Below are 14,096 nucleotides of genomic sequence, written 5' to 3'. Positions count from 1 at the left end.
CCGGATCGCGGTGTTTCAGACGATGCCCTCGGCCAGTTCGGCCTGCTCCCGGTCGGAGTACGCGGCCGTCGTGGGCGTTCCGTACGAACGGCGGGCGACGAACCACCACACCGTGGCCAGGACCAGTACGACAGCGAGGGCGACGGACGCGTAGTTCATCGTGTCCACCGTCACAGGCGACGACTGGGGCAGGCAGAACAGGACCGTCACACACGCCACCCACACCACTGCTGTCCAGCCGATCGGCTTGCTCCACTTGCCCAGGTTCCACGGACCTGGCTGGAAACGGTCCCCCGCGCGCAGTCGCAACAGCACGGGGATGGCGTACGCGGGTGTGATGCCGATGACATTGATGGCGGTGACCGCCCCGTACGCCGTCGCCGAGTACAGGGACGGCAGGGCGAGCACGCAGGCGACCGCCACGGACAGCCAGACGGCGGCGACGGGGGTCTGGGTGCGGTCGCTGACCTTGCGCCACAGCGCGGAGCCCGGCAGGGCCTTGTCCCGGCTGAACGCGAACACCATCCGGCTGGCCGCGGCCACCTCGGCGTTGCCGCAGAACAGCTGGGCCACGATCACGACGAGCATCAGCGCGCTCGCGCCGTCGGTGCCCAGCCCGTCGAGCAGGATCTGCGCCGGTGGCACCCCCGTCTCGCTGGCCCGCGTGGCGTCGTAGTCCTGGATGGCGAAGGTGAGACCCGCGAGCAGCACGAAGCCCGCGATCCACGACACCCAGATGGAGCGGACGATGCCCCGTGCCGCCGACACCGAGGCGTTGGAGGTCTCCTCCGACAGGTGCGCCGAGGCGTCGTAGCCGGAGAACGTGTACTGCGCGAGCAGCAGGCCGATCGCGGCCACGTAGAGGGGGTTGTCCCAGCCGGTGTCGTTGACGAACTCGGTGAAGACGAAGGACGGGGACTGGTGGTGGTCGGGGACGATCGCCAGCGTCCCGACGATCAGCGCGACACCGGCCAGGTGCCACCACACGCTGATCGAGTTGAGCACGCTGACCAGCCGGACGCCGAACAGGTTCAGCACGGCGTGCAGCAGCAGGATCACACAGAAGATGATCATCGTCTTGCCGGGTGTCGGCTCGAAGCCCCACTGGAGGTTCATGAACGCGCCGGTGAACAGGGCGGCCCCGTAGTCGATGCCGGCGATCGCGCCGAGCAGACCGAGCAGGTTCAGCCAGCCCGTGTACCAGCCCCAGCGGCGGCCCCCTAACCGGTCGGCCATGTAGTACAGGGCGCCGGACGTCGGATACGCGCTGGTGACCTCCGCCAGCGCGAGTCCCACGCACAGCACGAACAGGCCGACGCCCGCCCAGCCCCACAGCATCACGGCGGGTCCGCCCGCGCCCATGCCGAAGCCGTACAGGGTCATGCAGCCGGACAGGATCGAGATCACCGAGAAGCTGATCGCGAAGTTGCCGAAGCCGCCCATACGGCGGGCCAGCACCGGCCGGTAACCGAGTTCGCGCAGGCGCTTCTCCTCGTCGTGCTGCGGCACTCCCGGGGATGTCACGGGATCGGGGCTGGGGGACATGCGGAAACCTCCGAAAAGGACGGGACGGACGGAACAGGGCAGGGTCAGGCGGCGGGACCGCCACGTGCCGCCGACCGGCTGCGCGCACGGGCCTGGCGGAAGATCCGTACGGCCCGGGAGCGGTCGCCCGGGTCGGCGCTGCGGTAGGCCCAGGGCAGGGGCGTGTAGTACGGGCCGATCGCCTCGAACACCCGGGCCGCCTCCTCGAACCGCAGCGCTCCCCACAGGGCGTGGGCCAGGTGGTTCAGGTCGAGCGGGGAGCGTTCGGCGGGGCGGGAGGGCTCGAACCAGGTGTCGTGCGCCCGTCGCGCCTCACGGGTGGCGTCCTCGGCCACCCAGTGCAGATCGAGGGCGGCGGAGTGTCCGTCGCCGCGCCGGTATCGCTCGACCCGCACGTAGAGCGGCAGGGTGTGCAGCGGTGAGCCCGGCGGGGCCGAGTCCGACACCCAGTACGCGTAGCCGACCGCCTCCGCCGGCCGCCCCGAGGGCGCCTGCGCGTACAGGAACTGCAGCATGCGGTGGTGGGCCTCGCGGTTGTACGGGTCGCGCTTCTCGGCCTCGGCCAGAAGCCCCCACGGGCCGGGCGACAGCATCGGCTCCGGCGGCGGCGCCCGGTGCTCGTCCCAGCGCTGCCCGTGGTCCAGCTGGGCGAGCGCCAGCAGGCACACCCAGGGCACCGGGTCCTCCGGCGCGGCGCGGGTGGCCGCGTCGCTCACGTCCCAGGCCTCGATCCACAGTTCGTGCGTACGGCGGTGCCCCTCGCGGCGTGCCCGCAGCGCGCGTTCCACGGCGACCCGGGCGCGCATCACCGCGGCCGGAACGCTGTGCGGCTCCTCGGCGAGCCAGGTCCGTACGACGTCGGTGCCGGCGGCCGCCGCGGCCAGTACCTGGGTGCGCTGCGTCCACTGCCACCAGGCCGTGGTCCGCTCCAGCAGGCTGCGCATCGACATCCAGCGACCGGCGCGCACCTCCTGGAGCGCCGCGCGCAGTTCGGCGTCGTGGCCGGCGGGGTCGTAGACGGGGCGTGCTCCTGCTCTGGCCATCAGCGGCCCGCCTCGGGGTGCGGGTCGTGCGGGACGGCGAGGTGGAGTAACAACAGCCCTCCTCCGGGCGGCGGTTGAGGAGATCGCGTGGGCTGGCGGTCACTATAGAGGCGCGGATTCCGCTTCACCTCCGATTCCTGGATCATTTCGAACTTCTTTGTGTTCGAGACGAGTTGACTGGTGATCGACCAGTGACCGAAATTGGCGTCGAGCCTGGTCGGGGCTGCTTGACGCGATCGGGCAGCGACGGCAGGCTGTCGGGCTGTGATCACCGAGGAAAGGGAATGATCACCGAGGGAGGGGACTGATCATCGAGGGAGTGGCGTGATGACAGGTCCGGTGCTCGCCGTCGACCAGGGCACCTCCGGCACCAAGGCCCTGGTGATCTGCCCCGAACGCGGTGTCATCGGCACCGGCTTCGCCGCCGTACGGCCCCGCCACCTGCCCGGCGGCCTGGTGGAGGTCGACCCCGCCGAGCTGTACGACTCGGTGGTCGAGGCCGGGACGCTCGCCCTGGCCGCGGCGCGGGAACCCGTCGTGGCGCTGGGTCTGGCCAACCAGGGCGAGACGGTGCTCGCCTGGGACCCGGCGACCGGCCGACCGCTCACCGACGCCCTCGTCTGGCAGGACCGCCGGGCCGAGAGCGTGTGCGCCGAACTGACCGAGCACACCGACGAGTTGCGGCACCTGACCGGTCTGCCGCTGGACCCGTACTTCGCCGCGCCCAAGATGGCCTGGATACGACGGCACGGCACCACCGACGGAGTCGTCACCACCAGCGACGCCTGGCTCGTGCACCGCCTCACCGGCGCCTACGTCACCGACGCCGCCACCGCCGGCCGCACCCAGCTCCTCGACCTGGACCGCGCCGAGTGGTCGCCGCGCGCTCTCGACCTGTACGGCCTGTCCGGTGAACGCCTCCCGGAGGTCGTCGACAACGCCGCCCCCGTCGGCACCACCACCGCCTTCGGGGCCGAGATCCCGCTCACCGGGCTCGTCGTCGACCAGCAGGCGGCCCTGCTCGCCCAGCGCATCACCGCACCCGGCGGCGCCAAGTGCACCTACGGCACCGGCGCGTTCCTCCTCGCGCACACCGGCGACACGCCGAGACGCGGTACCTCCGGGCTGGTCAGCTGCGTCGCCTGGCGGCTCGCCGGACGCACCGCCTACTGCCTCGACGGCCAGGTGTACACCGCCGCCTCAGCCGTCCGCTGGCTCACCGACCTCGGTGTCATCCAGGGCGCCGCCGACCTCGACACGGTGGGCGCCGCCGTGCCCGACAGCGGTGGCGTCACCTTCGTCCCGGCCCTCGCCGGGCTCGCCGCCCCCTGGTGGCGCGGCGACCTGCGCGGCTCGCTCACCGGGCTCGGCCTGGACACCACCGCCGGGCACCTGGTGCGCGCCCTGTGCGAGGGCCTGGCCGCCCAGGTGGTCGAACTCGCCGACGCGGCGGCCGCGGACCTCGGCTCGGCCCTGGACGTGCTGCGCGTCGACGGCGGCCTGACCCGCTCGGCCCTGCTCATGCAGACCCAGGCCGACCTGCTGCAGCGCCCCGTCGAGGTGTCCGCGCTGCCCGACGCGACCGCCCTCGGCGTGGGCACCTTGGCCCGGCTCGGCGCCGAACCCGGCCTGAGCGTGGCCCACGCACTCCCCGCCTGGAAGCCCGCCGCCGTGTACGAGCCGCGCATCCAGGCCGACGAGGCCGCCGAATGCCTGGGCGTCTTCCGGGCCGCCGTGACCGCGCTGCTCGACGGGACGCGCGGATGACGGACGACGCCCGGATGACGGACGACGCCCGGATGACGGACGACGCGGCGCCACTTGCTCGGACGGCGGTCACCCGTCGAGGGGCGCTGCCGTCCATGACGTACGACGTGGCGGTGGTCGGCGCCGGAGTCGTCGGCTGTGCGATCGCCCGGGCCCTGGCCCGCCACCCCCGGCTGCGCGTCGCCCTCGTCGAGGCGCAGGACGACGTCGGACAGGGCACGTCGAAGGCCAACACCGCGATCCTGCACACCGGCTTCGACGCGGTCCCCGGCTCCCTGGAGGCCCGGCTGGTCCGCGAGGGCGGGCGGCTGCTGGCCGCGTACGCCGCCGAGTCCGGCATCCCCGTCGAGGAGGTCGGCGCGCTCCTCGTCGCCTGGGACGAGGAGCAATTCGCCGCGCTGCCCCGCCTCGCGGAGAAGGCCGAGCGCAACGACCACCACGCCACAGGCCTGATCGGGCCCGCCGACCTGTACGAGCGCGAGCCCCACCTCGGCCCGGGCGCGCTCGCCGCCCTGCACGTACCGGGCGAGAGCGTCATCTGCCCCTGGACGACGACTCTGGCGTACGCCACCCAGGCCGTGCGCCACGGAGTCGACCTCCACCTCAACTCCCGCGTGGAGCGGGCGAGCCGGCAGGACGACACACACGTCCTCACCACCGGCCGGGGCACCCTGCGCGCCCGCTGGCTGGTGAACGCGGCCGGCCTGTACGCCGACACGCTCGACCGGCACCTCGGCCACCACGACTTCTCCGTCACCCCGCGCCGGGGCCAGCTCCTCGTCTTCGACAAACTCGCCCGCGACCTCGTCCGCCACATCCTGCTGCCCGTCCCCACGGCCCTCGGCAAGGGCGTCCTGGTCGCCCCCACCGTCCACGGCAACGTCCTGCTCGGCCCGACCGCCGAGGACCTGGACGACAAACGGGCCACCGGCTCCACCGCCGACGGCCTGGCCCTGCTGCGCGAGAAGGGCCGCCGCATCCTCCCCGGTCTGCTCGACGAGGAGGTCACCGCCGTCTACGCGGGCCTGCGTGCCGCCACCGAGCAGGACGACTACCGCATCTCGGCCCACCCCGAGCAGGCGTACGTCACCGTCGGCGGCATCCGCTCCACCGGCCTGACGGCGTCCCTGGCCATCGCCGAGCACGTGACGGGGCTGCTCACCGAAGCAGGGCTGGACGCGGGTTCGGCCCGGGACCTGGAGCCGGCCCGCATGCCCAACCTCGGCGAGGCCTTCCCGCGCCCGTACCAGCGGCCCGAACTCATCGCCGCCGACCCGGAGTACGGCACCCTCGTCTGTCACTGCGAGCGCGTGTCCCGCGGGGAGATCCGCGACGCCCTCACCAGCACGATCCCGCCGGCCGGCCTCGACGGCCTGCGCCGCCGGACCCGTGCCCGGGCGGGGCGCTGCCAGGGGTTCTACTGCGGGGCGGCGGTGCGGGCGCTGTTCGAGGGGGTGGGGGAATGACGGCGGAGCGTGAGGTCGGCGGGTCTGTTCGTGGCGCGGCGGTGCCTGGCGGGGGCGTGAGGGCGGTCGGCGTGTGTGGTGCGGCCGTGTCGGACCCGGTCGAGAGGCGCCGGGCATGAGCGCGACACGCGAGGTCGACGTCCTCGTGGTCGGCGCGGGCCCCGCAGGGCTCGCGGCCGCCGCGCGCCTGGCCGCCGCCGGCGTGGGCCGGGTCGAGGTGCTGGACCGGGAACAGGAGGCCGGGGGAGTACCACGGCACTGCGCGCACGGCGGCTACGGCACCTTGCTCCACCCGCTGACCGGCCCCGCGTACGCCCGCTTGCTCATCACCGCCGCCGAGCGCGCCGGAGCGGTCGTACGCACCGGGGTGACCGCCCTCGACTGGGCCGGCCCTCTCGCGCTGCACACGGTCGGCCCGCGCGGACCGGAGACGATCGGCGCACGGGCCGTCGTCCTGGCCACCGGAGCGCGCGAACGCCCCCGCGCCGCACGGCTGGTGCCCGGCACCCGCCCGGCGGGGGTGTACACCACGGGCGAACTGCAACAGGCCGTGCACCTGTACGGACAGCGCATCGGCTCCCGGGCGGTGGTGGTCGGCGCGGAGGACGTCTCCTACGCGGCCGCCGACACGGTCCGGACCGCCGGAGCCGCGGTCGTCGCCATGACCACCGACCTGCCCCGCGCCCGGACCGCACCCGCGCGCGCCCTCGACACCCGCCTCCGCCGGGGCATCCCGCTCCTCACCGGCACCACGGTCACCGAACTCGTCGGCCACGGACGGCTGTCGGGCGTGCGCGTACGGCATCACGACGGCCGGACGGCCACGCTGCCCTGCGACACCGTCGTATTCACCGGTGACTTCGTGCCCGACCACGAGCTCGCCCGGCGCGGCGGACTCACCCTCGACGCCGGCACCCGCGGACCTGCCGTCGACGGCTCGCTGCACACCTCGCGTCCCGGTGTGTTCGCGGTCGGCAGCGTGCTGCACGCCGTGGAGAGCGCGGCGACGGCGGCCCGCGAGGGCGCCCACGCGGCAGGCGCCGTCCTGGAGAGGCTCGCCGGAGCCGAGCGGCACGAGGGCGTCCCCCTGATCGCGGAGCCGCCCCTGTGCCGAATCGTCCCGAACCGCGTCACGCCGGGCGACCGCCTGCCGTACGTCCTGCGCACGGCCACCCCGCTGACCCGCCCGGTCCTACGGGTCACCCAGAACGGCCGCCTCCTGCACCGGGAGCGCCGGTGGACGCCCACGGCCCTGCCGAACCGCACCCTGACCCTGACGGCAGGCTGGACCGGGAGGGTGGATCCGAAGGGCGGACCGGTGCGGGTGACGATCAGCTGAGTACCGGTCGGCGGCCTGTCGGCGGCCTGTTGGCGGCTCAGATCACCTTCAGCCGTACCAGCGCACCGAGCGTCAACGCCCCCGGCACCAGCGGGACCCACACGGTGATGATCCGGTAGGCGAGGACCACGGCCGTGGCCACGGCCACCGGGCCGCCCGCCGCCACCAGCGCCACGACCAGCGCCGTCTCGACCGAACCGAGCCCGCCCGGGGTGGGCACGAGCGCGACGGCGACCGTCGCCGCCAGATAGGCGAGCGCCATGTGCGCCGGCGGCACGGACAGCCCCAGCGCCCGACCGACCAGGACCAACCCGGCGGCCTGCAACGCGGGGAAGGCGAGGGAACCGCCCCACAGGGCGAGCGCCCGGGACGGCCGGGTGTGCACCGAACGTGCCTCGCTCAGCGCGGTCCGCAGGAAGGAGAACACAGCCGTCCGCAGTCGGCGCACCAACGCGAGCGCCCCCGCGGCCACGACCAGCGCCACTCCGAGGCCCCACAGCAGAGGGCCGACCGCCCCGTCCGGGAGGAGCGTGCCGATCCGCAGCGCGTGCGGGAAGGCGACCAGCAGCACGGCCAGCAGGCCCAGCCGGCCGATCGACTCCGCCAGCAGGTACAGCGCGAGCGCGGCCGAGGATCGGGCGAGCGGAAGCCCGCACACCGTCATGAACCGCAGGTTGACCGCGCCCGCGCCCAGACCCGTCGGCAGCAGGTGGTTGGCCGCGCCCGCCGCGAACTGCGTGGCCAGCAGCCGCCGTTTGGGCAGCGGCTCGACGACGGCACCCTGCCGGGTGACGGCGGCGGCCACCCAGGTCAGACAGGTGGCGCCGACCGCGGCCAGCAGCCATGGCCATTGGGCGTGCGCGAGGTGCCGGAAGCCCTCGGCGAGCACGGACCGGTGCCGTACCGCGACCACGGCGACGAGCACGAGCGGAAGCAGACACAGAACCTGGCGTATCCGGTGGATCGGGACGCGACGGGGGACTCGTCGCTCGGGGAGTTGTACCGCTGTCACACCGGAAGAGGGTTCCCACCCCGTGCCAACTGCGGGTTGCGGAAGCGGGGCCAGGGGCTTACGTACGGTCATCGGGTCCTTTTCGGAGTCGACCTCAAGGTTGACCTGCCAGTTGACCTCAATCTTGCTTGAGGTTCTACGGTCTCTCTCATGAGTATGGAGACCACAGCCTGGACACAGCTGCACAGTGTCATGAACGCCGAGCAGGACCGCCGCCCCTTCGCCCGCGCCACACTGCGCCGCATCGGCACGTTCGCCCGCCCGCACCGCCGCCGCATGGCGTACTTCGTGGTGCTCGGCGTGTTGACCGCGATGCTCGCCGTCGCCACGCCCGTCCTCGCCGGAAATGTCGTGGACGCGATCGTGTCGGGCGACGACGAGGGCAGGGTCGTACGGCTGGCCCTGCTCATCGCCCTCATCGCGGTCGCGGAGGCGGCCCTCGGCATCCTCGGCAGACGGCTGTCGGCGACGCTGGGGGAGGAGCTCATCCTCGATCTGCGGACGGCGGTGTTCGATCATGTCCAGCGGATGCCGGTCGCGTTCTTCACACGCACTCGTACGGGAGCGCTCGTCTCCCGTCTCAACAACGACGTCATCGGCGCCCAGCGGGCCTTCAGCAACACCCTGTCCGGAGTGGTCAGCAACCTGGTCACGCTGCTGCTCACCCTCGCCGTCATGCTCACCCTCTCCTGGCAGATCACGCTGCTCGCACTGGTGCTGCTGCCGGTGTTCGTGATCCCGGCCCGGCGCATGGGCAGGCGGATGGCCCGCATGCAGCGGGAGGCGGCGACGCTGAACGCGGCGATGGGCACCCGGATGACCGAGCGTTTCTCCGCACCCGGCGCCACCCTGGTCAAGCTCTTCGGCCGCCCGGAGGAGGAGTCCGAGGAGTTCGCGGCCCGCGCCCGCCGCGTGCGGGACATCGGCGTACGCACCGCCGTGGCCCAGTCCGTCTTCATCACCGCGCTCACCCTCGTGTCGGCCCTCGCGCTGGCCCTGGTCTACGGCCTTGGCGGCTGGTTCGCCCTGCGCGGCACTCTGGACGCGGGCGCCGTCGTGGCCCTGGCGCTGCTCCTGACCCGCCTGTACGCCCCGCTGACCGCTCTCGCGGGCGCCCGCGTCGAGGTGATGAGCGCCCTCGTCAGCTTCGAGCGGGTCTTCGAAGTACTGGACCTCGAGCCGCTCATCGAGGAGAAACCGGACGCCCGCGAGGTCCCCGACGGCCCGGTCTCCGTCGAGTTCGACCACGTCCGCTTCGGCTACCCGTCCGCCGACAAGGTCTCCCTGGCCTCCCTTGAGGAGGTGGCGTCGCTCGACACGCGGGGCGGCGCCGAGGTCCTGCACGGCGTCTCCTTCCGTGCCGAACCCGGGCAGACGGTCGCGCTCGTCGGCTCCTCCGGCGCCGGCAAGTCGACGGTCGCGCAGCTGCTGCCGCGGCTGTACGACGTCGACGAGGGCGCCGTCCGCGTCGGCGGCGTCGACGTCCGCGACCTGAGCGCCGCCTCACTGCGCGGCACCCTCGGCATGGTCACCCAGGACGGCCACCTCTTCCACGACACCGTCCGCGCGAACCTCCTCCTGGCCCGCCCCGGCGCGAGCGAGGACGACCTGTGGGACGCCCTGCGCCGCTCCCGCCTGGACGATCTCGTACGCTCCCTGCCCGACGGCCTCGACACGGTGGTCGGCGAGCGCGGCTACCGGCTCTCCGGCGGGGAACGCCAGCGCATGACCATCGCCCGCCTGCTGCTGGCCCGCCAGCGCGTCGTCATCCTCGACGAGGCCACCGCCCACCTGGACAACACCTCGGAGGCCGCCGTCCAGGAGGCGCTCACCGAGGCACTTCAGGGCCGGACGGCGATCGTGATCGCGCACCGGCTGTCCACGGTGCGTGCGGCGGACCTGATCCTGGTCGTCGAGTCCGGCCGGATCGTGGAACGCGGCACGCACGAGGACCTGCTGGCCCTCGGCGGACGGTACGCGCAGCTGTACCGGACGCAGTTCGCGCAGCGGGCCGGGGAGACGACGGGGCAGGAGAAGGCGACGGGTGAGGCGACGGGTGAGACGGTTCCTCCGCCCGCCGACGGTCGCTCGATCGCGGCGTGATCCACCTGTGACGCCCGCAGACGCAACCGGTGATGTTGTAATGAGCGTCGGGCTGTAGTGCCACGCTGAGGCGATGCCGGGTGCACAACGGTCCATATCACTCAGCGCGGGACAGTTCGAGCCCTCGAACGAGGGAAACAGGGGGACGAAACGATCATGGAGAACTTGCGGCCCGGCGATCCCACGCAGGTCGGGGACTACCGATTGCTCCGACGGCTCGGGGCCGGGGGCATGGGGCAGGTGTTCCTCGGGCGGTCGCAGCGGGGGCGCACGGTCGCCGTGAAGCTGGTCCATCCGCAGTTGGCGTACGACGCGGAGTTCCGCCGCCGGTTCCGCGCGGAGGTGGCCGCGGCGCGGCGGGTGGGCGGGGAGTGGACGGCTCCGGTCCTGGACGCCGACACCGAGGCGGACACGCCCTGGGTCGCCACCGGGTACGTCGCCGGCCCCACACTCCACCAGGCGGTGACCGAGATCTGCGGGCCGCTGCCGGAGCGGTCGGTGTGGCACCTGGCCGCCGGTCTGGCGCGTGCGCTGCAGAGCATCCACGGCTGCGGGCTGGTGCACCGGGACCTGAAGCCGTCGAACGTCATGCTGACGATCAATGGTCCCCGGGTGATCGACTTCGGTGTCGCCCGCGCGGCGGACTCCAGCGTGCTGACCCGCACGGGTGCGATGGTCGGCTCTCCGGGGTACATGTCGCCCGAGCAGATCCTGGGCAGCGAGATCACCGGGCTGAGCGACGTGTTCAGCCTCGGCCTGGTGCTGGTGTTCGCCGCTACGGGCCGACAGGCATTCGGTGGCCCGGACAGCGGCGTCCACGCGATCATGCTGCGGGTGACCGAGGACGACCCGGACCTGGAGGGGATGCCCGAGCCGCTGGCCGAGTTCGTGGGGCGGTGCCTCGCCAAGCGGCCCGAGGACCGGATTCCGCTGGCCGAGATCGTGGCGACGGCAGAGGCGGTCACGGCGGACGCCACCTCGGACGCGTGGCTTCCGGGCGCCCTGGTAGCGGAGCTCGGCCGGCACGCCTCCAGTCTCCTCGACCTCGAGGGGCCGCCGCCGCCGACCCAGGTTGACAATCCGGCCGCGGGCAGGGGCGGGGACGACGTGCACGCCCTGCCGACCGTGCTGGGCGGGAATGTCCCGTCTCCGCCGCCGGGCACTCCGACGCCGGCACCGATGCCCCCGGTACCCACGCCGACGCCGACACCCATGCCGCAGATGCCGACACCACGGATAACGGTGACCACACCGCCGATGCCGCCCGTACCGGGCGGCTTCCAGCCGGGCGGCCGCCGCAAGAGCCGGGTCGGCGCCGTGCTGCTCACCGTGGCCGCCATCGCCGTACTCGCCATCGTCCTGGCCGTGGCACTTCCCGGCCTCAAAGGGAACGAGAACCAGGGGGCTTCCGGGGCGGCTTCGGCTACGAAGTCCCCGAAGGCGTCCCCTGCCGACTACAAGGGCAAGTGGACCGGTAACGTGCGCGAGTCGGACGGCGATCTCTACTCGATCAAGGCGAACTACACGGGCGGGAAGATCGGCGACCAGGTGGCCACCGTCGAGTACCCGTCGCTGGAGTGCAGTGGCCGATGGATCCTCACCATGGACACCGGACATTCGGTACAGGTCCGAGAGGAAATCACCAAGGAGAGCAGTCCGTGGAACTGCGTCGACGAGGTCGACGTCGTCCTGACCCCCTTGGACGACGGCAGTCTGCGCTACAAGGTGAAGAGCGCGGAGGACACCGGAACGCTGCAGCGCAGCAAGTGACCAACAGAGCGTAAGTGTCCAGGTTCTGGACAATGCGGGGATCAGTCCGGCAGAGGCAGTGGAGGAAGCTGCTGGTACTCGGACCGGCCCCGGTTGAGCACGGAGATCGTCGCGGCGGTGAACCATGGCACGGTCGGCCCGGCCAACCGCATCGGCTCCCACTGCTGGTAGTCGGTGAACAGCGCCCACTGGTCGATCACGGGGAGAAAGCTGATGATCTCGTGGTGCCGCAGCGTCACCCAACGGTTCTCGGCAGCGACGTGCAGCAGCATGCGACGGTCGGTGAGGATCGCGCGGCAGGGGGAGAAGTCGCGCCATTGCGCCTGAGCCATCGCCTGCGCCCGGTTGCGGGCGCTGTTGTTGACGACCGCGTCCCCGACCAGCCCGGCGGCGACGAACATCGGTGACCCGAAGTAGAAGCCCGAGCGCTGGTTGTAGGTCACGTTCGTGGCATAAAAGCGCGCGTAGTGCGCCGATACGTCACCGTATGCGATCTCACCCGCTTCGAGCAGCACGCCTGGAGTGGCGATCGGGGCCAACTGTCCTCCGCTGCTCAGGTGCCGGTGGAGAGAACACGCGGCCTCCCAGCCCTGCTGGTGAAGGGCCTGCAGATCGTCATTCTGATGTGGCACTACCTCTCGCCCCCACTGCGACACAGAACGGGTGGATCTCCGTTCGCCCCTCATAATGCCAGGTGAGGATGGATCGGGACCCGTGTTTGGCGCGGGGAGCGCAGCCCACGAATCCGACTATGAGTGGTTGGTATTGACCGGAGAGCGAGCCGTTGTAGGGTGAGCAAACAGCCCTTGACCTGCAAAAAGCAGGCAGGGAGCGAATTCAGGGAGTGCTGAATGCTGCGTACTCTGTTCAAGTCCAAGATCCACCGCGCCACCGTCACCCAGGCCGACCTGCACTACGTGGGATCGGTGACCATCGACGCCGACCTGCTCGACGCCGCCGACCTGCTGCCCGGCGAGCTCGTGCACATCGTGGACATCACCAACGGCGCCCGCCTGGAGACGTACGTCATCGAGGGCGAGCGGGGCTCGGGTGTCGTCGGGATCAACGGCGCCGCGGCCCACCTCGTCCACCCCGGCGATCTGGTGATCATCGTCAGTTACGCGCAGGTGACCGACGCCGAGGCACGGGCGCTGAAGCCGCGGGTCGTGCACGTCGACCACGGCAACCGCATCGTGGCCCTGGGCGCCGACCCGTCCGAGCCGGTGCCGGGCTCGGACCAGCAGCGCAGCCCGCAGTCGGTGCCGGCCTGACCCCTGAGCCCTGACACCTGACCACCGACCTCGTGCGTACGGATCAGGAGCGTGCCCATGAGTGACAGCGACATCGAGATCCGCGACGACCGGGCGGCGGGCCGCCTGGAGGCGATCGGCGGCGGCGAAGTCGTCGGCCGCATCGAGTACTTCGTCCTGGCATCACCCGAGGGCGCGCTCGTCCCCGTGCACACGATCGTCGAACCGGCCCACGAGGGGAAGGGCATCGCGGGCTCGCTGGCGCGCGAGCTGTACGCAACGGCCGAACGCGAGGGCATCGCCGTGGCGCCGCTGTGCCCGTACGTCGTCAAGTGGGCCGAGCGCCACCCCGCCGAGGCCCCGGCGGCCGACCCGGAGCTGCTGCGGGCGGCGAAGGACTGGCTCGCGGAGCATCCTGACCGGTTCTGACAGCCGTACGACTGCTGAGCCGGCCGTGTCCCTGATCGAGGAGGCGGGCGCCGTACCGCGGACGCGGCACGCCGACAAGCCCACCCGGGCCAGGCGGTTCACGCGGGGGAGTGAGTGCTGGGGCCGCCGTCGGGTACGCGTGGGAGTAGTCCAGAGCCTACGTCGACCGACTGGCCGGAGGACGTCATGACGAACCCCTACCCCGACCCTGTTCAGCCCGGACCCACGCCGGGACCCGGGCCGGGGCCCGCACCGGACCCGGATCCCCAGCGTCCGCAGCCGCACCCCGACCCGGTCCCGACCCCGGAACCCCCACCGGAGCCGACGCCGCCGCCACAGCCGACGCCGTCCCCGCCTCCGGGTCCGCGCCCG

11 protein-coding genes are annotated in these 14,096 nt (G+C 72.3%); 7 read left to right on the top strand and 4 right to left on the bottom strand.

The features are described from left to right. Positions 1 to 15 precede the first annotated feature (15 nt). Positions 16 to 1,545 carry an amino acid permease gene (locus tag Q4V64_RS05590; protein ID WP_124436570.1) on the bottom strand — a complete coding sequence of 510 codons (1,530 nt, stop codon included), beginning with the start codon at positions 1,543 to 1,545 and terminating at the stop codon, positions 16 to 18. A 44-nt stretch (positions 1,546 to 1,589) separates the two neighbouring features. Beyond that, entirely contained in the window at positions 1,590 to 2,588 is a 999-nt protein-coding gene (locus tag Q4V64_RS05585) for a hypothetical protein (protein ID WP_124436569.1), read from the bottom strand. 327 nt (positions 2,589 to 2,915) lie between these two features. Here Q4V64_RS05585 and Q4V64_RS05580 point away from each other — a divergent pair, with 327 nt between their 5' ends. From Q4V64_RS05580 to Q4V64_RS05570, 3 genes are all read left to right on the top strand, one after another. Next, entirely contained in the window at positions 2,916 to 4,355 is a 1,440-nt protein-coding gene (locus tag Q4V64_RS05580) for an FGGY family carbohydrate kinase (protein WP_124436568.1), read from the top strand. Between the two features lie 95 nt (positions 4,356 to 4,450). Next, a complete protein-coding gene (locus Q4V64_RS05575; RefSeq protein WP_253266613.1) occupies positions 4,451 to 5,821 on the top strand; it encodes an FAD-dependent oxidoreductase in 1,371 nt (456 codons plus the stop codon). Positions 5,822 to 5,936: 115 nt separating this feature from the next. Continuing rightward, a complete protein-coding gene (locus tag Q4V64_RS05570) occupies positions 5,937 to 7,160 on the top strand; it encodes an FAD-dependent oxidoreductase (protein ID WP_124436567.1) in 1,224 nt (407 codons plus the stop codon). Positions 7,161 to 7,197: 37 nt separating this feature from the next. Here Q4V64_RS05570 and Q4V64_RS05565 read toward each other — a convergent pair whose 3' ends face one another. Then, the gene (locus tag Q4V64_RS05565) at positions 7,198 to 8,172 is read right to left on the bottom strand and encodes a lysylphosphatidylglycerol synthase transmembrane domain-containing protein (protein ID WP_253266608.1); all 975 of its coding nucleotides are present in this window, start codon (positions 8,170 to 8,172) and stop codon (positions 7,198 to 7,200) included. Positions 8,173 to 8,328: 156 nt separating this feature from the next. On the opposite strand from Q4V64_RS05565, the gene Q4V64_RS05560 reads away from it, so the two are divergent. Together Q4V64_RS05560 and Q4V64_RS05555 are read left to right on the top strand one after the other, a co-directional pair. Beyond that, the gene (locus Q4V64_RS05560) at positions 8,329 to 10,275 is read left to right on the top strand and encodes an ABC transporter ATP-binding protein (RefSeq protein WP_253266612.1); all 1,947 of its coding nucleotides are present in this window, start codon (positions 8,329 to 8,331) and stop codon (positions 10,273 to 10,275) included. A 156-nt stretch (positions 10,276 to 10,431) separates the two neighbouring features. Then, the gene (locus Q4V64_RS05555) at positions 10,432 to 12,045 is read left to right on the top strand and encodes a serine/threonine-protein kinase (RefSeq protein WP_124436566.1); all 1,614 of its coding nucleotides are present in this window, start codon (positions 10,432 to 10,434) and stop codon (positions 12,043 to 12,045) included. A 41-nt stretch (positions 12,046 to 12,086) separates the two neighbouring features. On the opposite strand, the gene Q4V64_RS05550 is transcribed toward Q4V64_RS05555, so the two are convergent. After that, positions 12,087 to 12,677 carry a hypothetical protein gene (locus Q4V64_RS05550; protein ID WP_303709066.1) on the bottom strand — a complete coding sequence of 197 codons (591 nt, stop codon included), beginning with the start codon at positions 12,675 to 12,677 and terminating at the stop codon, positions 12,087 to 12,089. Positions 12,678 to 12,896: 219 nt separating this feature from the next. Here Q4V64_RS05550 and panD point away from each other — a divergent pair, with 219 nt between their 5' ends. Further along, the gene (panD, locus tag Q4V64_RS05545) at positions 12,897 to 13,316 is read left to right on the top strand and encodes an aspartate 1-decarboxylase (protein WP_124436564.1); all 420 of its coding nucleotides are present in this window, start codon (positions 12,897 to 12,899) and stop codon (positions 13,314 to 13,316) included. A gap of 57 nt (positions 13,317 to 13,373) precedes the next feature. Further along, positions 13,374 to 13,724, top strand: a complete 351-nt coding sequence (locus tag Q4V64_RS05540) for a GNAT family N-acetyltransferase (RefSeq protein ID WP_124436563.1) — start codon at positions 13,374 to 13,376, stop codon at positions 13,722 to 13,724. Positions 13,725 to 14,096: the final 372 nt, after the last annotated feature.

The organism is Streptomyces sp. NL15-2K (genome assembly GCF_030551255.1).
Classification (GTDB): domain Bacteria; phylum Actinomycetota; class Actinomycetes; order Streptomycetales; family Streptomycetaceae; genus Streptomyces.
This window is presented reverse-complemented; position numbering and strand designations above follow the sequence as displayed.